This window comes from Pseudosporangium ferrugineum, from assembly GCF_003002065.1.
Lineage (GTDB): Bacteria > Actinomycetota > Actinomycetes > Mycobacteriales > Micromonosporaceae > Actinoplanes > Actinoplanes ferrugineus_A.
This window is the reverse complement of the sequence record NZ_PVZG01000002.1, coordinates 527,042-545,010: the sequence shown is the minus strand read 5'-3', so window position 1 is coordinate 545,010 and position 17,969 is coordinate 527,042. Positions and strand designations below refer to the sequence as shown.

The window sequence follows — 17,969 nt, the reverse complement described above, 5'->3', positions numbered from 1 at the left end:
CATGGTCACCGTGTGGTTCTCGCTCGTCGTCCTCTGCTGGGTCCTCTTCTTCGTCCTCGAGGGCTTCGACTTCGGCGTCGGCCTGCTGAGCCCCGTGCTCGGCCGCGACGACCACGAGCGCGGCGCGATCGTGCGTACGGTCGGGCCGTTCTGGGACGGCAACGAGGTCTGGCTGGTCGCCGCGATCGGCGTGACGTTCGCGGCCTTCCCCGACTGGTACGCCGCCCTGCTCTCCGGCCTCTACCTGCCGATGGCCGCCCTCCTGCTGCTCCTGGCCGTGCGCGGGGTGGCCCTGGAGTTCCGCGGCAAGGGCGACGGCGAGCGCTGGCGCCGCCGCTGCGACGCCGCCCTCGCCGCCAGCTCGGCCGGCATCGTCGCGCTCTGGGGCGCGGTCCTCGGCGTGCTCACCCACGGCCTCGCGCTCGGCGCCGGCGGCGAGGTCACCGGCACCGGCCCGGCGCGCAGCCTGGGCCCGCTGGCCACCGGGCCCGCCCTGGCCGGCGCGGCCCTCGCCCTGTTCGCCGCCCTGCTCCTCGGCGCCACGTTCCTCGCCCTGCGCACGACCGGTCCGGTGCACGCCCGGGCGCGGCGCTGGAGCGTACGCCTCGCCGCGGCCGGCACGGTGCTGCTGGGCGCGGCCGGGTTCCTCGCCGGGTCGCGGGTGATCCTCGCCGCCGCCGTCCTCTGCATGGGCATCGGACTGATCGCCCGCCACGGCCACGAACCGGTCGCCTTCGGCGGCGCCGCGCTCGGGGTCGCCGGCGCCGTCGCCGCCGTGTTCACCGTGCACGGCGACGTGCTCCTGCGCAGCACCCTCGACCCGGCCTGGTCGCTGACGAGGACCGGCGCCGCCGCCACCGACTCGGCGCTGCGGCTGCTCAGCGTCGTGGGGGTGGTCGTGCTCCCGGGCGTGCTGGTCTACCAGGCCTACTCCTACTGGGTGTTCCGCAGGCGCGTCGCCAGCGAGCGGGTGCCGTCGTGAGCCGCGGCCCGGTCGACCCCCGGCTGCTGCGGCACGCCCGCTCCGCGCGTACGGGAACAGCCGTGCTGTCCTTGATCGGGGCCGGTCAGGCCGCCGCCACGGTGGTCGTCGCCGTGGCCCTCGCCCGGATCGTCACCGGTCGCGAAGCCGTCCCGCTGCTCGCCGCGGCCTTCGTGCTGCGGGCCGGACTCACCTGGGCCGAGCAGGTCGTCGCCCGGCGCACCGCCGCCCGGGTCACCGACGAGCTGCGCCGCGCGACCCTCGCGGCGGCGCTGCGGCACGGCCCGGCGCGGGTGGCGTCCTACGGCAGCGGCCGGCTCAGCGCCGCGCTCACCTCGGGTCTCGACGCGCTCGGGCCCTGGTTCTCCGGCTACCTGCCCGCCCTCGTCCTGGGCGTCGTGCTGCCGCCGCTGGTGCTCGTCGCGATGGCCGTCGTGGACCCCACCTCCGCGGTGATCGCCCTGGTCACGCTGCCGCTGATCCCGGTGCTGGGCGCGCTGATCGGCTGGGCCACCCAGCAGCGGGCCCGGCAGGCCCGGGACGCCGACGCGCGCCTGGCGGGCCACTTCCTCGACGTCGTGCGCGGGCTCGCGACGCTGCGCGTCTTCGGCCGGGCGCACCGCCAGACCGCCGTCGTGCGCGAGCTGACCGACGAGCACCGGTCCGCCACCGTACGCGTGCTGCGCGTCGCGTTCCTCTCCTCCACGGCGCTGGACCTGGTGGGCACGCTGTCCGTCGGGCTGATCGCCGTGGAGGCCGGGCTGCGGGTCGCGAGCGGGAACCTGGGGCTGGGCCCGGCGCTGCTGGTGATCCTGCTGGCGCCGGAGGCGTACCGGCCGCTGCGCGAGGTGGCGGCCCGGTTCCACGCGAGCGCGGACGCGTCCGCGGTGATCGCCGAGGTGGACGAGATGCTGTGCGAGCCGGCCGCGTACCTGCCCGCCCGCTCCGGCGACGGTGACGTGCCCGCCGTGTACGCCTCCGGGCTGCGCGTGCGCTATCCCGGTGCGGCCTCGGACGCGCTGGAACTCGACGGCCTGGCGGTCCGTGATCACGAGGTCGTGGCCGTGCGCGGGCCGTCGGGGGCGGGCAAGACGACGCTGCTGCGGGCGGTGGCGGGCCTGCAGCCGCCGGACGGTGGCCGGGTCGAGGTCTCCGGGCCGGGGGTGCTGTATCTGCCGCAGCGGCCCGCCCTGCCGCACGTGCGGACGGTGGGTGACGTCTTCCCGGGGGCGGGGGCCGAGGGGGTCCGGGAGGCGCTGGAGTCGGTCGGGCTCCGGACAGAGGTGACGGCGGAGACGGTGCTGGGCGAGCACGGCAGCGGGGTGTCGTCCGGGCAGCGGCAACGCCTGGCGCTGGCGGCGTTGCTCCGGACGGCGGCGGGTCGCAGCCCGGTGGTGGTGCTGCTGGACGAGCCCACGGCGCATCTGGACGCGGCGGCGGAGGCCGCGGTGATCGCGCGGATCCGGGCGGTGGCGGCCCGGGGATGCGCGGTGCTGGTGGTGGCGCACCGGCCGGCGCTGCTCGCGGCGGCGGACCGGGTGATCGAGGTGACGCCCCCGGGCCGGGCCGGCTCCGGTGAACGCGCGGCGCCGGGCGCGCGGGACGAGGGCGGGACGGGTGCCGGCGCCGGGCGACCGGGCACACCACCCCTCAAGCATCCTAGGAGGATAGGGAGAAGCGTCGGGACGGCCGTGGGGCTCGGGGTGGGGTCGTCGCTGGCCGGGATCGTGCTGACCGGGGCGGCGGCCTGGCTGCTGGTGCGGGCCTCCACCCTGCCGCCCGTGCTCAGCCTGTCGACCGCCGTGGTGCTGGTGCGGGGGTCCGCGGTCGCGCGCCCGCTGCTGCGCTACCTCGAGCGTCTGGTGGCGCACGACGTGGCGTTCGCCCGGCTGGGACGGTGGCGGTCGCGGGTCTATGCCGACCTCGTGCCGCGGGTGCCCGGCCCCCGGCTGCGGCGGCGCGGTGACCTGCTCACCCGGATCGGCACGGACGTCGACGCGCGGGTGGACGGGCTGCTGCGCGGCTCGCTTCCCGCCCTGAGCGCGGTGGTGGTCCTGCTCGTCACCACGGCCGTCGCGGTGGCGGTGGTGCCGGGGCTGCTCCTGCCCCTCGGCGCCGGGCTGCTCGTGTCGGCGGTGCTCGCGCCGGCCCTCGCCGCCCTGCTGACCCGGCGCGGGGAGGCGGCGCTCGGGCGGGCCCGCGCCGAGGTTCGGGACGCCGTGGTGGAGACCGTGGAGGGGGTCGAGGAGCTGGCGCTGCGGGGCGACGCTCTCGGCGTACCGGATCGGCGGAGCCGGGAGCTGGCCCGGCTCGAGGCGCGGGCGGCAGGCGTGGCCGGTGCGGCCGCCGCGCTGGGCCTGCTGGGGTGGGGTGTGGCGGTGGCCGGCACCGCGATCGTGCTGCGGGGCGCGGACGGGATCTCGCCGGAGTGGGCCGCGGTCCTGCTGCTCGCGGTGGTGGCGCTGGGCGAGCCGGTCGCCACCCTGCCGGACGCGGCCGGCGCCCGGCGCCGGGCGGCCGCGGCCCGGGCCCGCCTCGCCGAGTTGACCACGACGCGGCCGACCGCCCCGCGCACGCCCGGCGAAAGACCGGCCACGCGGCGCACGCCCGGCGAGGGGGCGGGCGGGGTGGTGCTGCGCGGTGTCGTGGCCGGATGGGACCCCGGCCGTCCGCCGGCCGTGCGGGGCGCGGACCTCGACCTGCCGGCCGGGGCGAGGGTCGCGGTGCTCGGTCCCTCCGGCGGTGGCAAGTCGACGCTGGCCGCGGTGCTGGCCGGGCTGCTCGAACCCCGTTCCGGGACGGTACGCCGGCCGGCCCGCACGGTCCTCGTCGGCGACGACACCGATCACGTGTTCGCGTCGACCGTACGGGAGAACCTGCGTCTCGCGAGCCCGGCCGCGACGGACCCGCAGCTGCGGACGGCCCTGACCCGGGTGGGACTCGGGCCGTGGCTGGCGGGGCTGCCGCGGGGGCTGGACACGTGGCTGGGATCGGGCGGCGGCACCGTGTCCGGCGGGCAGCGGCGGCGGCTGGCCACCGCGCGGGCGCTGCTGGCCGATCCCGGCCTGCTCGTGCTCGACGAGCCGACCGAGGGACTGGACGAGGCCGCCGCCGCGGCGCTGATGGCCGACCTGCTGGAGGCCGCCGGCGGGCGCACGGTGCTGCTGTTCACCCACCGGACCGAGGGGCTCGACCGGGTGGACGCCACGTTCGAGCTGCGCGCGGGCCGGCTGACCGCCCCGGCCGGAAGCACTGCCTGAGGACCGCCCGGCACCGGCCGTTCGGCGGAGGCCCGGGCCCGCCGGGTTCCTACCCGCGGCCGATCCGGACGGCGCCTCCCACCTGCGAGAGTCCTCCCCAACAAGGTCCACTACGGACCCGCGGAGCGAAGGAGCACACCGGTGAAGCGTGTCATGGCCACTGTCCTGATCGGCGCGACTGTCCTGCTGTCGGGCGCGTGCGGCAGCGGGGACGGCGGCAAGCACGGCGAGATCACGTACGAGGTCTCCGGGGAGAGCGGCGCGACCGCGGACGTCACCCGGGTGCTCCCGCCGGAGGAGGGCGGGAACTCGTCGGTGACGTTCGCCGCCCAGAAGCTGCCGCTGTCGCAGAACGCCAGGATCAGCAAGGGTACGTTCGAGGTGCGCGCCACGGCGTCGAAGGGCGCCGCCACCTGCCGCATCGTGGTGGACGGCAAGGAGGCCGACAAGCGAACCGGCGCGCCCGGCAAGGAGGTCACCTGCAAGGCCACGGTCGCGGAGAGCTGAGCGGGGGGCTGACAACACCTGGTTCGCCCCCGCGCGGCCCGGTGATACTCGCCGCACACATCGGGCGACGAGGGGAAACACCAGTGAGAGCCTTGCAGATCCGGGCGTACGGCGACGCGCCCCGGCTTGCCGACGTGACCGGCCCCGAGCCGGGCCCCGGTGAGGTGCTGATCGACGTCGCCGCCGCGGCGCTCAACCCGCTCGACCTCAAGATCGCGGCCGGGGCGATGCACGGGATGTTCCCGGTGCGGTTCCCGTACACCCTGGGGACCGACGTCGCCGGCACCGTGCGCCGGGCCGGCCCGGGCGCCCCGGGCTGGGCGCCGGGCGACCGGGTCCTCGCCCGGCTGGACCCGTCGGCCGGCGGTGCCGTCGCGACCGCCGCGGTCGTCCCGGCGGAGCAGCTGGTGGCGGCGCCGCGGTCGGTGCCGCCGGGGCCGGCCGCCGGAGCGGTCACCGCGGCGGCGACGGCGTGGCAGGCCCTCACCGAGGTGGCCGGGGTCCGCGCCGGGCAGCGGGTGCTGATCCACGCCGCGGCCGGCGGCGTCGGCAGCTTCGCCGTGCAGCTCGCCCGGCGGCTGGACGCGTACGTCATCGCCACGGCGTCGGGGGCGGGCGTCGCGATCGCGGAGGAGCTGGGCGCCCACGAGGTCATCGACCACACGGCGGCGCCCTTCGAGGACCGGGTGTCGCACGTCGACGTCGTCCTCGACACCGTCGGGGGCGCGGTCGAGGAGCGGTCGCTGGCCACCCTCGTCCCGGGCGGGCTGCTGGTGGCGACCCCGGTGCCCCCGGACGTCGCGCGGGCAGCCGCGCGGGGGCTTCGTGCCGAGTTCGTCTTCCACGCCTCCGACGCGGCCCGGCTCGAGACCGTCGTGAAGCTGCTCGACGACGGCCTCCGGGTGCTGGTGGACCGCGAGATCGGGTTGCCGGAGGCGGCCGGCGGCCTGGCGTACCTCGCCGAGGGTCACACCAAGGGCAAGGTCGTCGTCAGGGGATGAGCGGCCGGCCGGCGGGCAGGACCGCCTCGGCGACGCGGGCGAGGCTGTCGGGCGTACCCGTGCAGACCAGGGCGCGCAGCCCCAGGGCCACCGCCGCGGTGACGTTGGGGGCGCGGTCGTCGGCGAAGACGACCGCGCCCGGCCGGGCGCCGAGCAGGCCGAGGGCCGCCGCGTAGATGGCCGGGTCGGGCTTGGTCAGGCCGAGGTCGGCGCTGAACAGCAGGCGGCGGAAGGGGCCCAGGCCGGGATGCCGGTCCAGCTCGCGGGCGAGCTCGAGCGGGGCGTTCGACAACAACGACACGGGTACGCCCGCGGCGTGCACGAGCGCGAGCATCCGCATGGCGTCCGGGTTCAGGTGCAGCCAGCTGGCCACGTCGAGCTCCACGAGGCGGCGCAACAGGGTCGGGCCGGGCGCCGCGCCGAGGACGTCGTGCCAGTAGTCGCGGGCGCTGCCGCCGCCGTCGTAGCCGGGGCGGCAGGCCCAGTAGCGGGCGCTGAACTCGGCGGCGGGCAGCCCCGCGGCGTCCGCCATCGCCGTGACGTCGGCGGCGGGCTGCGCGACGCTGATCACCTCGCCGAAGTCGATCAGGAGCTGGGTGCGGGCCACACTCCACCATCGGCGGCGCCGGACGCGGGCGCAAGGGAAATCGGCTTGTAGAAGAAGCTGCAGTCGCGAAGTTCACCGGACGGTCCCGCCGCGTAGTCCGGAACGATGCCGTAGCGACGCCAACCGGCCGATCGGTAGAGGTGTTCGGCCGGGCTGTCCGTCTCGGTGTCGAGCAGCAGCAGGGTGATCCCGGCGGCGGCCGCGGCCCGCTCGGCGACGTCCAGCAGCGCCCGGCCGAGGCCGCGGCCCCGCTGGTCGCGGCGCACGGCCAGTTTGACGACGTCGGCGCGGTGCCGGGCGTTCGGCTTGCCGGCGAAGGCCAGGCTGATCGTGCCCGCCGGGCCGGCCGGCCCGGCGGCCACCCAGACCGCGAGGCTGCCGTCGGCGACGGCAGCGGCCCGCTGCCCCCACCACGCGGCTGCCGACTCCCGGTCGAGGTCGGCCAGGAATCCGACGGAGGCGCCGCCGCGCACGGCGTCGACCAGCAGGTCCGCCAGGCCGGGCAGGTGGGCGGCGAAGGTCTCGGGGGTCAGTCGTTCGATCACGGCGGAGGATATCCCGGCGTCTGGGATCAGTCGCGCAGCAGGTCGAGCACCGCCTCCTCGGTCGGCTCGCCGACGGTCTCGCCGTTCTCGTACGCCTCGACCACGCGCGGGTCGACGTACGAGCTGCGCGCCACCGCCGGGGTGTTGCCGAGCAGCTCCGCCACCTCCTTCATGGCGTGGGACACGGCTCTCCTGCGGGCGGTGCCGCTCTTCTGCGGCCCGGCCTGCGCCAGCGTTCCGGCGGCCTTGACCGTGCCGTGCCACGTCCGGAAGTCCTTCGCGGTCATGTCGTGCCCGCTGATCTCGCGCAGGTAGTCGTTGACGTCGTCGGCGCGGATCTCCCGCCACCGGCGGGTGCTCCGGTCGTACCAGGCGAACAGCCGCTCCTCGCCGCGCCGCCGCCGGCGCAGGTCGCGCAGCACCTGGCAGACCTCGCCGTCGCCGACCGGGGTGGCGTGCTCCTTGCCCGACTTGCCGACGAACTCGAGGACCACGCAGCCGCCGCGGGTGCGCACGTGCTCGGGCCGCAGCGTCGACAGGCCGAACGACGGGTCCTCGTCGCGCTGGGCGTACTGGTCGCTGCCCACCCGGAACATGCCCATGTCGAGCAGGCGGGTGATCGCGGCCAGGACCCGGTCGCGGGTGAGGCCGCGCCCGCTGAGGTCGGCGCAGAGCCGGGAGCGGATCTCCGGCAGCCGCTCGGCGACCTCCAGCGCGTGCTCGAACTTCTTCTCGTCGCGGGCGGTGCGCCACCGCGGGTGGTAGACGTACTGCTTGCGCCCCGCGGCGTCGACCCCGGTGGCCTGGATGTGCCCGCGAGGGTCGGTGCTGATCCACACGTCGGTCCAGGCCGGCGGGATGACCAGCTCCCTGATCCGGGCGACCGCCGCGGCGTCCTTCAGCGGCCCGCCGCCGGTGTCCCGGTAGCTGAAGCCCTTGCCGCTGCGCCGCCGGCCGTACCCGGGCCGGGTGAGGTCGCTACGCCGTAACCGCATGACGCTCCACCTCGGCGGTCGCGGCCAGCACCTCGTCGACGCCGGCGGCGAGCAGGGCCGGGTGCACCCCCGGCCCGGGCAGGTCGCCGCGCTCGGCCCGGGTGCCGTGCCAGATCGCCCGATGGTACGGCCGGTCCGGCGGCGGCCCCCAGCGCCGCGGCGGCACCGGCCCGAACAGCACGACCGAGGGCGTCCCGTACGCCGTGGCCAGGTGCGCGATGCCGGTGTCCCCGCTGACCAGCAGCCGGGCATGCGCGACCAGGCCGGCGAGCTCCGCCAGCCCGGTCCGCGCGACGGCGCCGGGGCCGAGCCCGGCGAGGGCCGCGACCCGCCCGGCGAGGTCCCGTTCGGCGGCCGACCCGGTGATCACCACCCGGTGCCCGGCCGCCGCCAGGTGCTTCGCCACCGCGGCGTACCGCTCGGGCGGCCAGCGCCGCGACGGGGACTTGGCGCCCGGGTGCACGATCGTCGCGCCGCGCGGCACGGCGGCGTCCGGGACGGCCAGGGACAGGTCGGTCGGATCGGCGGCAACGCCGTAGTGGCGGAGCAGCCGGCACCAGCGTCGCACCTCGTGTTCCTCCTCGGCCCAGATCGGACCGACCAGATGCCCCGCCTCCGGGCCGGCAAACGCCCAGAGCTCCGCCGGCCGCACGGCCCGCAGGAGCCGGTGCGACTCGGGCCCGCTGCCGTGCAGGTTGACCGCCACCTCCACGGGCGGCAGCGCGGGCAGCGGCGCACCGAGCCCGTCGGTGGGCACCACGCGGTCGACGCCGCCGATCAGGTCGATCAGCGGCGTCAGCCAGGCCGGCGCGGCGAGGGCGAGGGTCCGGGAGGGAAAGGCTGACCGGACCGCGCGGACGGCGGGCACGCCCGCGGCGAGGTCGCCCACGCCGAGGGCCCGCAGCACCAGGATCACGGGTACGACGTCTCCCGCTCGGCGGCGATGACCAGCTCGCGGACCGCGCTGCCGGCGGGCTGGCTCAGCGCGAACATGACCGCGTTCGCCACGTTCGCCGGGTCGTTGAGGATCGCGTCCGGGCCGGGCCGGTAACGCTCGTCGCGGTCGTCGAAGAACCTCGTGCGCATTCCGCCCGGGATCACCAGGGTGACGTTGACCTGGCCGGCGAGTTCGGCGGAGAGCGCCCGGGTGAAGCCCACGACGCCGAACTTGGCCGCGCAGTACGCGGTGGCGTCGCTGACCGCCTTCACCCCCAGCGTCGACGCGACGGTGACCACGCCGCCGTGCGACTCCTTGAGCGCCGGGATCGCGGCCCGGATGACCGCGGCGGTGGCGAGCAGGTCGATGGTGACGATCCGGTCCCAGGTCTCCCCCGGCACGTCGGCGAGGGCACCGGGCACGTCCATGCCGGCCGCGGTGACCACGCCGTCGATGCCGCCCCCGGCCCGCGCGACGAGCTCGCGGGTGGCGGCCTCGGCGGCGCGGGTGTCCGCGAGGTCGCACTCGACCCACGGGACGCCGTCGGCCGGCGGCTGCCGGTCGATGACGAACGGGCGTCCGCCGGCCTTGACCACGGCGTCGACGACGGCGGCGCCGAGGCCGCTCGAACCGCCGGTGACGATGACTGCGTCCATGACTACCTCCTGGAGGCGGCGGACCGGGCCGCCGCGATGGTCTGGGTGGTGGAACGGCCGTCGAGATAGGGGACGATCACGGTCTGGCCGCCCCAGCGGTGCATCAGCCCGGCCTCGGGCAGGTCCGGGCCGCCGTCGGCGTAGTCGCCGCCCTTGACCCAGACGTCCGGGCGCAGCCAGGTCAGCACCGCCTCGGGCGTCGGCTCGTCGAAGACCACGACGGCGTCGACGCAGTCGAGGGCGGCGAGCAGGCGTGCCCGGTCCTCCTGCCGGGTGAGCGGGCGGTCCGGCCCCTTGAGGGCGGCGACGCTGCTGTCGGAGTTGAGGCACACGACCAGGCAGTCGCCGAGCCGGCGGGCGGCCCGCAGGGTGGCCAGGTGTCCGATGTGGAGCAGGTCGAAGCAGCCGCCGGTGGCGACGACCGTGCCGCCGTGCGCGCGGACGCCGGCCACCAGGCGGCCCGCCTCCGCCGCGCCGATGCGTTCCGGTTTCCCGGGCTTCTCCGCGGGGACCGGTGCGGCGGCCACACCCCCGGCGGCCACGTACGCGGTCGCGGCGGCGACGGCCTCCTGGACCGCCTCGGACACCAGGGCGCCGCGGGCGAGGGCGAGAGTGGCGGTCGCGGCGAACCGGTCCCCCGCCCCGCACGTGTCCCCGTCCGCCTGCTCCGGCGCCGGCACGACCAGCGGGGTGGGCCCCTGGTGGCAGAGCACCGCGCCGGCCGCGCCGACGGTGACGGCCACCGCCCCGGCCCGCCAGCGCTGCCGCAACTGGTGCCCGGCGCGCTGGACCGTGCTCAGCATCGAGCCGGCGCCCGCGTCGCCGGTCAGCTTGCGCACCTCGGCCTGGTTCGGGGTCACGAGGCGCACATTCGGCACCGGCGCCGGGCCGTGCGGGTGCGGGTCCCAGACGATGGGCGCCCGGGCCGCCTCGAGGGCGCGGCGCAGCTCCGGGTGCCGCGCGACGCCCCGGCCGTAGTCGCTGACCAGGATGGCGGTGGCGGCGCTCAGGACGGCCAGCGCCGCGTCGGGGGCGGCGCCGGGCGGCACCGGCTCGCCGCCGCGGTCGAGGCGGACCAGGACCTGGCCGCCGGCGCGCAGCCGGATCTTCTCCGGGGTGGCGGCGGGCAGCGGCAGGGCGTACACCTCGATGCCGGCGGCGGCCAGCAGCTCGCTGAGCCGGGCCGCGGCGGGGTCGTCGGCGAGCGCGGTGACCAGCGCGACGTCGTATTCCCCGCCGGCGGCCAGCAGCGCGGCGAGGCCCGCGCCGCCGGGCCGGTCGGTGACCGACCGCTCGTCGAGCACCGGCGCGGGCGCGTCCGGCGCGACCCGGTTCACCGCGCCCTCGACGTCGCGGTCGAGCAGGGTGTCGCCGACGACGACCAGCAGGGGGCGGCTCATGACACCAGCACCGCCTCGCGCCGGCCGGACCCGGCCTGCGCCAGCACCCCCGGCAGGTGGGCGTCGACGTACTCGCACATCACGTGCACCGCGATCAGGTGCAGCTCCTGCACGACCTGCGAGTCGCCGGCCGGGCAGCACAGCACCTCGTCGCAGGCCTCGGCGAGCGGGCTCGGGCCGTCGCCGACCATCGCCCAGCTCCGGACGCCGACCTCGCGCGCGGCCCGCGCGGCCCGCACCAGGTTCGGGCTGCGGCCGCTGGTGGACAGCAGGATCAGCACGTCGCCCGGGCGGCCGTGCGCGCGCACCTGCCGGGCGAAGACCTCGTCGTAGCCGTAGTCGTTGCTGATCGCGGTGACCGCGCACGACTCCGGCGTCAGGGCGATCGCCGACAGCGGGATCCGCTCGCCGCGCAGCCGCCCGACCAGCTCGGCGGCCAGGTGCTGCGCCTCGGCGGCGCTGCCGCCGTTGCCGGCCACGAGCAGCCGGCCGCCGGTGCCGAGGTGGCCGGCGAGCTGGGCGCCCCAGCGGGCCAGCCGCTCGGACGCCACGGCCCGGAAGGGGCCGAGCGCGGCCGCCATGCCACGCAGATGGGAGTCCAACAGGTCCATCACACAACCGCCTCTCGGGGGGAATCCGTGGTGGTGCTCAGGGTCCGGCCGGCGACGGTCGCGTAGACCGCCGCGAGCCGGGCGGCGACGCGCCGCCAGGAGTACGAGTGGGCGGCCCGGTCGGCCGCCGCCGCCGCGTACGAGACGCGGCGCAGGTCGTCGCCGAGCAGCCGGCGCAGGGCGGTGCCCAGGTTCCGGGGGTCGCGGGGCGGCACGAGGTCGCCGGTCACGCCGTCGACGACCGTGTCGGTCAGGCCGCCCACGGCGGTGCCGACCACGGGTACGCCGCACGCCATGGCCTCCAGCGGGGTCAGCCCGAACGGCTCGTACCAGGGCGCGGCGGCGAGCACGTCCGCGGAGCGGTACCAGCGCGGCATGTCGCCGGTGGGCACGGCGCCGGCCAGGCGTACCCGGCCGGCGACGCCGCACTCCTCGGCGAGGGCGCGCAGGCGGCGGGCGTACGGGTGGTCGTCGAGGCGGCCCTCGGGCGGCCCGCCGACCACGACGAGCTCGGCGCCGGGCACCGCGGGCAGCGCCCGGACCACGTCCTCGTAGCCCTTGCGCTCGACCAGCCGGCCGACCGTCAGGATCCGCGGCCGGGCCGGGTCGCGGGGCTCGGCCGGGCCGCCCGGGCGGAACAGGGTCGTGTTGACGCCCGAGGGCACCAGCGCCATCGAGGACCGCGGTACGCCCATGGCGATCAGCTCGCGGATCTCGTCCTGGCACTGCACGACGACGCGATCGGCGACCCGGCCCAGCTGGCGCTCGTACGCGACCCGGTGCTGCGGGCTGGTGTCGTTCGCGCCCTGGTGGCGGCGCTTGACCGAGCCGAGCGCGTGGTACGTGAGCAGCACCGGCACGTCGTGGCGGCGGGCGGCGGTGACCGCGGCCAGCCCGCTCATCCAGAAGTGGGCGTGCACCACGTCGGGCAGCCAGGTGCCGCGCCAGTCCGCGGCGGTCCACTCGGCGAAGTCGCCCATGAACGGCAGCAGGTCGTCCTTGGCCAGCGTCCGCGCGGGACCGGCCGGCACGTGCACCACCTCGAAGCCGTTCGCCGCGACCACGACGGGCAGGTCCGGGTCGTCGCGGCGGGTGTAGACGCGGACCTCGTGGCCCTGCTCGGCGAGCGCGGCGGACAGCTCGGCGACGTGCGCGTTCTGGCCGCCGGCGTCGACCCCGCCGAGGGCGGACAGCGGGCTGGCGTGCTCGGAGATCATCGCGATGCGCATGTTTCCTCTTCCAGCAGTCGGTCCCAGTCCGCGAGGAAGCGGTCGAGGCCGTAGCGGGCCAGGGCGACCTGGCGGGCGCGCGCGCCGAGCCGCCGCGCCGCGTCCGGCTCGTCGATCAGCCAGTGCGCCGCCTCGACCAGGGTGTCGACGCGGGTGGAGAGCACGCCGGCGTCCAGGGGGACGGCGGCGATCGCCTCGGTGGTGGCCAGCGCCAGCACCGGCATGCCGATCTGCATGGCCTCGAGCAGGCTCAGCCCCAGCGACGTCCACCGGCACAGGTGCAGGTACGCCCGCCGCCGCGCGATCTCCTCGTGCATGCGCGCCTGCGGCGGGTCGTCGTACGGCGTGACCCCGGCCAGGCGCAGACCGGCGACGCCCATGCCGTACACGTCGAGCGGGGCGACCGCCGCGAACCGCGGTATCAGGTCGGTGCCGGTGACCCGGTGGCGCCGCACGGGTTCGTTGGTGACGACCGCGAACCGTTCCAGCTCGCCGGTCCAGCGCGCCGCGGGCTCCACGATGCCGTGCTCGATCACCGCGGTGCGGGTCGCCCCGGTGTCCCAGAACAGGTCGTTGAAGTGGGTGACGTGCGCGATCACCAGGTCGTCGCGGTCGGCCATCGGGTGCCGCGAGTCCGGCACGCCGCCCTTCGGGGTGTTGTGCTCGACGTAGATCCGCGGCGCCGGCAGGTGCGCCACCCGCTCGAGCTCGCCGGGGCGCTGGAGCAGGACCACGTCGACGTCCTCGGGCCGCAGGGCGCCGACGTCGACCTCCTCGGCCGTTCCCGGCCAGTCGAAGGTACGCGCCCGGCCCCGCCCCCACTCGTCGCGCTCGTCGTTGACCGGGACGAGGTAGCGGTGCTTGCCGTGGACGAACGAGGTCGTCCAGGACCCGTGCACGTGCCACAGGAGGATGTTCACGCGGCTACCTCTTCCGTGTGCGTCGCGGGGGCCCGGACGCCGAGCAGCCGCAGGGCGGCGAGAACGTCGGCGGGCCGGATCGAGGAGAGACAGGGGTGTCCCGCGACCGGGCAGCGGGTCGCGCGGGTGTCGCGGCAGGCGGCTGCGGGGTCGCCGAGGCGCACGTACGGCACCCGGTACGGCCCCCACTGCCCGAAGGGGACGGTCGGGGCGTAGAGGCTGACGACGGGTGTGCCGACCGCGGCGGCGAGGTGCGCCGGTCCGGTGTTGGCCACCACCGCGCAGGCCGCGCCGGCGAGGAGGCGCGCCAGCCCGGCCATGCCGGTGGGTCCCGCGTCGGTGGCGTCGTCGCCGGCCACGAAGGCGGCCAGGTCGCGTTCGCCGGGACCGCCGGTGACCAGCACCTCGTGCCCCTCGGCGGCGAGCGCGGCCACGATCGCGCGCATCGTCGCCGGCGGGCAGGAGCGCGCCTCGACGGACGCGCCCGGGTGCACGACCACGTAGGCGCCGGCCGGGACGGGTCCCACGTCGACGCGCAGGCCGCCGTCGTCGGTCTCCGGCAGGGCGAAACCCGCGGCGGCGGCGACCGAGCGGGCCCGTTCCGCTTCGGGCACCCCGGCGGGTACGCGATGCCGCACGTCCAGCAGCGACCCGGGATAGTCGTCGCTGACCGCCGTGATCCGGGCGACCCCCGCGGCGCGCAGCAGCAGGGCGAGCGGCAGCGCGGACTGGTGGAACGACGTGAAGACGACGGCCTCGTCGGCGCCGATCGCCGCGAGCCGCGCGGTGAGGCCGCCGACGAAGGCGGCGTCCACCGGCGACGGATCCGGGTCGATCCACGGCAGCCGCGCCTCGATGATCTCGTCGACGCCGGGCAGCAGCTCGGCGGCGCCCCGCCCGCGGGGGCCGCACAGCAGCACCACCCGTTCGGCGCCGGCCGCGACGGCGCGGATCCCCGGGCCGGTCAGCAGCAGGTCGCCGGCCGAGTCGGCGCGCACGACCAGCACGGTGCCGGCGCGCCGGCGGCCGGCGGCCGGCGTGACCAGGGCCTGGCGCTCGAGAATGAGGCTGGCGGCGTCGGCGAGGCCGGCGGCCACGGCGGGGGCGGCGGCGATCTCCGGGGCGAGGGTGACGCCGGTGGGCACGAGGATGCCCGCGGCGCCGGCCGCGCCGGCGGCCACCATGTCGCGGCCGATGTCGCCGACGACGACGCAGCGCTGCGGCACGGTGCCCAGCGCCGCCGCCGCGTCCTCGACGAGGCCGGGCGCGGGCTTGCGGCACCGGCAGCCGGCCGTGTCGTCGTGCGGGCAGATCTGCCAGGTGCCGAAGGGCCCCAGCAGCTCCTCGACGCGCGCGTTGACGGCGTCGAGCTGGGCCGCGGTGAACCGGCCGCGGGCCAGCCCGGACTGGTTGGTGACCACGCCGAGCCGCAGCCCGGCGGCGCGCAGCCGGTCGAGCGCGTCCCGCGCCCCGGGCATCGGCCGGACCAGCCCGGGGTCGCCGTTGTACGGAACGTCGGCGATCAGCGTGCCGTCCCGGTCGAACAGGACGGCCGCGTACAGGGCGCTCATCGCGGGGATCCCACGGGCCGGGCGCCGCGCCACCGCAGCAGGCCGCGCAGCCAGTGGACGGTGGCGACCGGCGGGATGACAGCGCTGGTCAGCGCCATCGTGACGACCTCGTCCCGGGTGCGGGGACCGGGCCCGATCCGGGCGGCGGCGAACTCCGCGGTGCCGGCGGCCCAGAGCGCGCCGGCCGCCACCGCCGCCACGGCCGGCACCCGGCGCCGGGTGCGGACGGCGGTCGCGGCGAGCGCCACCGCGAGCGCCGCGACGGCGGTCACCGTCACGTGCCGGCGCCGGCGACCCGGCGGGATCTCGAGGCGCGTGCGCCAGGCAGGGCCGTACAGGTGGCGCAGCAGCGCGTCGTCGGCGTTGCCGCGCTGGGTCCGTACGCTGACCCAGCGGTTCTCCGGGCGCACCGGATGGGTGACCGTCCGCGCCCCCTTGACCAGCGCGAACCCCGCCTCCCGCACCCGGTACGCGAGCTCCGCGTCCTCCCGGAACGCCCGCGGCAGCCGCTCGTCGAAGCCGCCGGTGGCCAGCAGCGCCGACCGCCGGTAGGCCATGTCCGCGGTGATCCAGGCGCCGTCGGCCAGCGCCGCGGTCACCCGTTCCCAGTCGGTCGGCGCGCGGTCCGCGGGCAGCGGGACCCGCAGGTCGCCCTGCACTCCCCCGACGTCCGGGCCCGCCCCGGCAAGGTCCTCGTGCAGCCCGCGCAGCCAACCGGCGTCCGGCAGCACGTCGTCGTCGAGGAACGCGACCCACTCGTGGCGCGCGGCCCGCCAGCCGGCGTTGCGGGCCGCGGCCGGACCGGCGGCGGGTCCCCGGAGGACCTTCGCGTCGAGGCCGGGCGGCACGGGCAGCTCGCCGGCCGCGTCGCGCCGGTCGTCGACGACGAGGAACTCCACCGGCCCGGGCGCGGCGTCGCCGGCGGCCAGCGCCGTCAGCAGCGCGGTCAGGCTCGGCCGGCCCAGCGTCGGGACGACCACCGAGACGCCGGTCATCGACCGTCCCCGAAGGCGGTCGCGCGGTGCACCGCGAACGGGCCCAGGGCGAGCAGGTCCACCGGGGCGGACCCGAACAGCTCCATCGCCTCGCGCGGGGTGTCCACCATGGGCCGTCCCGCGGTGTTCAGCGACGTGTTCACCACGACCGGCAGCCCGGTGCGGCGCTCGAACTCGGCCAGCATCTCCGCCACCAGCGGCTCGGTGCCGGTGTCCACCGTCTGCACGCGCGCGGTGCCGTCGACGTGGGTGACCGCGGGGATGCGGTCCTTCCACTCCGGCCTCACCCGGTGCACGAAGAGCATGTACGGGCTCGGGAAGACGCCCTCGAAGATGTCGGCGAAGCGCTCGGCGCGGACCATCGGCGCGATCGGGCGGAACTGCTCGCGCCCCTTGACGTTGTTCATCCGGGTCTGGGTGTCGGCGTCGCCCGGGTGCGCCAGCAGCGAGCGGTGGCCGAGGGCGCGGGGGCCGTACTCGCTGCGGCCCTGGTACCACGCGACGATGCCGTTGCGGGCCAGCACCCCGGCGGCCTCCGCGGCGATCGAGGCGGGCCGGGTGTACGGCAGCGCGGCCCGCGTCAGCTCCGCCTCCAGCTCCTCGTCGCTCCAGCCGCGGCCCAGGTCGGCGCCGGTGAACGGGGCGACCGGCCCGCCGGTGCGGGCCACGGTGAGGGCGGCGCCGAGCGCGGTGCCGGAGTCGCCCGCGGCGGGCTGGACCCACACCCGCGCGAACGGGCCCTCGGCGGCGATCCGGGCGTTGGCCACGCAGTTGAGCGCGGTGCCGCCGGCCATGGTCAGGGTCTTCGCCCCGCCGGACGCCTCGTACGTCCACCGGGCCAGGTCGAGCAGCACCTCCTCCAGGCGCACCTGCACGCTCGAGGCGAGGTCGGCGTGCGCGTCGGTCATCTCGCCGTCGGCCGGACGCGCCTTGGTGAGCGCGGACCAGTCGATCCGCTCGACCGTGAAGCCGCCGTCGTCGTTCGCGTGCACCCACTCGCGGAACAGGTCGAGGTAGCGGGGCCGGCCGTACGAGGCCAGCGCCATCACCTTGTACTCGTCCGACGAGTGCAGGAAGCCCAGGTGGCGGGTCAGGTCCTCGTAGAGCAGCCCGAGCGAGTGCGGCAGCTCCTGGCTCGCGACGGTGGTCAGCTGCCCGTCGCGGTAGACGCCGGCGAGGTGGCTGGCGACCTCGCCGCGCCCGTCGAGCACCAGCACGGCGCTGTCCTCCGGCACGGACAGCCCGGCCGAGGCCGCGTGCGCGACGTGGTGCGGCACGAAGCGCACCTGCTCCGGGTCGAGGCCGGGCAGCGCGCCGGCGAGGAACTGCGGCGCCCGCCGCGCGTAGTCGGCGCGCAGGTGGTCCCACGGGTCGTCGAGGCCGAGGGAGGATGCCTCACGCGTCATCCCCGGGTCGAAGGAGTACGCGACGGCGTCGAGATCGCCGGGCCTCAGGCCGGCCTCCTCCAGGCACCACGCGGCGGACAGTTCGGGCAGCTCCCAGGCCGAGAACGGCACGGGGCGCTTGCCGTGCTTGCGCCGGCTGAAGCGCTCCTCCTCCGCGGCGGCGACCACCTGACCGTCGACGATCAGCGCGGCGGCCGGATCGTGGAATATCGCATTGATTCCCAGGACTCGCATGGGGCGCCGGGTACCCGTGCTCTCCGCCTTTACTCGCATGGTCATCGACATCTTCGAAACTTCTTTACTCGCGTCGTGACCTGCACTGATAGGCACGCCCGCGAGGTTTGGAC

General features: G+C 76.9%; 16 protein-coding genes. 4 read left to right on the top strand and 12 right to left on the bottom strand.

Annotated elements, in window-relative coordinates; translation table 11 throughout:
• The first annotated feature begins 1 nt into the window (after position 1).
• The 4 genes from cydB to CLV70_RS06625 all read left to right on the top strand — a co-directional run bounded on the left by cydB (position 2) and on the right by CLV70_RS06625 (position 5,750).
• On the top strand, positions 2-982 hold the full coding sequence (cydB, locus tag CLV70_RS06640; protein ID WP_106125451.1) for a cytochrome d ubiquinol oxidase subunit II: 981 nt from the start codon (positions 2-4) through the stop codon (positions 980-982).
• The gene (cydC, locus tag CLV70_RS06635) at positions 979-4,242 is read left to right on the top strand and encodes a thiol reductant ABC exporter subunit CydC (RefSeq protein ID WP_106125450.1); all 3,264 of its coding nucleotides are present in this window, start codon (positions 979-981) and stop codon (positions 4,240-4,242) included. The genes cydB and cydC overlap by 4 nt, the downstream gene beginning before the upstream one ends.
• 153 nt (positions 4,243-4,395) lie before the next feature.
• Positions 4,396-4,749, top strand: a complete 354-nt coding sequence (locus CLV70_RS06630; RefSeq protein ID WP_106125449.1) for a hypothetical protein — start codon at positions 4,396-4,398, stop codon at positions 4,747-4,749.
• 83 nt (positions 4,750-4,832) lie between these two features.
• On the top strand, positions 4,833-5,750 hold the full coding sequence (locus tag CLV70_RS06625; protein ID WP_106125448.1) for an NADP-dependent oxidoreductase: 918 nt from the start codon (positions 4,833-4,835) through the stop codon (positions 5,748-5,750).
• Here the strand turns inward: CLV70_RS06625 and CLV70_RS06620 are convergent.
• The 12 genes from CLV70_RS06620 to CLV70_RS06565 are packed head-to-tail and all read right to left on the bottom strand — an operon-like array spanning position 5,740 to position 17,856.
• Entirely contained in the window at positions 5,740-6,357 is a 618-nt protein-coding gene (locus CLV70_RS06620; RefSeq protein ID WP_106125447.1) for an HAD-IA family hydrolase, read from the bottom strand. The genes CLV70_RS06625 and CLV70_RS06620 overlap by 11 nt on opposite strands.
• The gene (locus CLV70_RS06615) at positions 6,336-6,902 is read right to left on the bottom strand and encodes a GNAT family N-acetyltransferase (protein ID WP_211303656.1); all 567 of its coding nucleotides are present in this window, start codon (positions 6,900-6,902) and stop codon (positions 6,336-6,338) included. Before CLV70_RS06615 ends, CLV70_RS06620 begins: the two co-directional genes overlap by 22 nt.
• Positions 6,903-6,928: 26 nt before the next feature.
• Positions 6,929-7,897 (bottom strand): DNA topoisomerase IB, encoded by a 969-nt coding sequence (locus CLV70_RS06610; protein WP_106125446.1) that lies wholly within the window; start codon positions 7,895-7,897, stop codon positions 6,929-6,931.
• On the bottom strand, positions 7,881-8,813 hold the full coding sequence (locus CLV70_RS06605; protein ID WP_106125445.1) for a glycosyltransferase family 9 protein: 933 nt from the start codon (positions 8,811-8,813) through the stop codon (positions 7,881-7,883). Before CLV70_RS06605 ends, CLV70_RS06610 begins: the two co-directional genes overlap by 17 nt.
• Positions 8,810-9,490: an SDR family oxidoreductase gene (locus CLV70_RS06600; RefSeq protein ID WP_106125444.1), complete on the bottom strand. Its 681-nt coding sequence runs from the start codon at positions 9,488-9,490 to the stop codon at positions 8,810-8,812. The genes CLV70_RS06605 and CLV70_RS06600 overlap by 4 nt, the downstream gene beginning before the upstream one ends.
• A gap of 2 nt (positions 9,491-9,492) precedes the next feature.
• Entirely contained in the window at positions 9,493-10,890 is a 1,398-nt protein-coding gene (locus CLV70_RS06595; RefSeq protein WP_106125443.1) for a PfkB family carbohydrate kinase, read from the bottom strand.
• Positions 10,887-11,501: a D-sedoheptulose-7-phosphate isomerase gene (locus CLV70_RS06590; RefSeq protein ID WP_106125442.1), complete on the bottom strand. Its 615-nt coding sequence runs from the start codon at positions 11,499-11,501 to the stop codon at positions 10,887-10,889. The genes CLV70_RS06595 and CLV70_RS06590 overlap by 4 nt, the downstream gene beginning before the upstream one ends.
• Positions 11,501-12,730 (bottom strand): glycosyltransferase, encoded by a 1,230-nt coding sequence (locus CLV70_RS06585; RefSeq protein WP_106125441.1) that lies wholly within the window; start codon positions 12,728-12,730, stop codon positions 11,501-11,503. Before CLV70_RS06585 ends, CLV70_RS06590 begins: the two co-directional genes overlap by 1 nt.
• Positions 12,715-13,650 carry a glycosyltransferase gene (locus CLV70_RS06580; RefSeq protein WP_106125440.1) on the bottom strand — a complete coding sequence of 312 codons (936 nt, stop codon included), beginning with the start codon at positions 13,648-13,650 and terminating at the stop codon, positions 12,715-12,717. Before CLV70_RS06580 ends, CLV70_RS06585 begins: the two co-directional genes overlap by 16 nt.
• Positions 13,647-15,221, bottom strand: a complete 1,575-nt coding sequence (locus CLV70_RS06575) for an HAD-IIIA family hydrolase (RefSeq protein WP_106125630.1) — start codon at positions 15,219-15,221, stop codon at positions 13,647-13,649. The genes CLV70_RS06580 and CLV70_RS06575 overlap by 4 nt, the downstream gene beginning before the upstream one ends.
• Positions 15,218-16,216 (bottom strand): glycosyltransferase, encoded by a 999-nt coding sequence (locus CLV70_RS06570; protein ID WP_106125439.1) that lies wholly within the window; start codon positions 16,214-16,216, stop codon positions 15,218-15,220. Before CLV70_RS06570 ends, CLV70_RS06575 begins: the two co-directional genes overlap by 4 nt.
• Positions 16,213-17,856, bottom strand: coding sequence for a carbamoyltransferase family protein (locus CLV70_RS06565; RefSeq protein ID WP_106125438.1), 1,644 nt, complete (start codon positions 17,854-17,856; stop codon positions 16,213-16,215). The genes CLV70_RS06570 and CLV70_RS06565 overlap by 4 nt, the downstream gene beginning before the upstream one ends.
• Positions 17,857-17,969 lie beyond the last annotated feature (113 nt).

What these genes read in the sequence shown, in the direction of transcription:
- CLV70_RS06630 (WP_106125449.1), top strand. Translation starts at nt 4,396, where the DNA reads ATGGCCACTGTCCTGATCGGCGCGACTGTCCTGCTGTCGGGCGCGTGC.
- CLV70_RS06565 (WP_106125438.1), bottom strand. Translation starts at nt 17,856, where the DNA reads ATGCGAGTCCTGGGAATCAATGCGATATTCCACGATCCGGCCGCCGCG.
- CLV70_RS06585 (WP_106125441.1), bottom strand. Translation starts at nt 12,730, where the DNA reads ATGCGCATCGCGATGATCTCCGAGCACGCCAGCCCGCTGTCCGCCCTC.
- CLV70_RS06590 (WP_106125442.1), bottom strand. Translation starts at nt 11,501, where the DNA reads ATGGACCTGTTGGACTCCCATCTGCGTGGCATGGCGGCCGCGCTCGGC.
- CLV70_RS06575 (WP_106125630.1), bottom strand. Translation starts at nt 15,221, where the DNA reads ATGAGCGCCCTGTACGCGGCCGTCCTGTTCGACCGGGACGGCACGCTG.
- cydB (WP_106125451.1), top strand. Translation starts at nt 2, where the DNA reads ATGGTCACCGTGTGGTTCTCGCTCGTCGTCCTCTGCTGGGTCCTCTTC.
- CLV70_RS06610 (WP_106125446.1), bottom strand. Translation starts at nt 7,897, where the DNA reads ATGCGGTTACGGCGTAGCGACCTCACCCGGCCCGGGTACGGCCGGCGG.
- CLV70_RS06600 (WP_106125444.1), bottom strand. Translation starts at nt 9,490, where the DNA reads ATGGACGCAGTCATCGTCACCGGCGGTTCGAGCGGCCTCGGCGCCGCC.
- CLV70_RS06570 (WP_106125439.1), bottom strand. Translation starts at nt 16,216, where the DNA reads ATGACCGGCGTCTCGGTGGTCGTCCCGACGCTGGGCCGGCCGAGCCTG.
- CLV70_RS06595 (WP_106125443.1), bottom strand. Translation starts at nt 10,890, where the DNA reads ATGAGCCGCCCCCTGCTGGTCGTCGTCGGCGACACCCTGCTCGACCGC.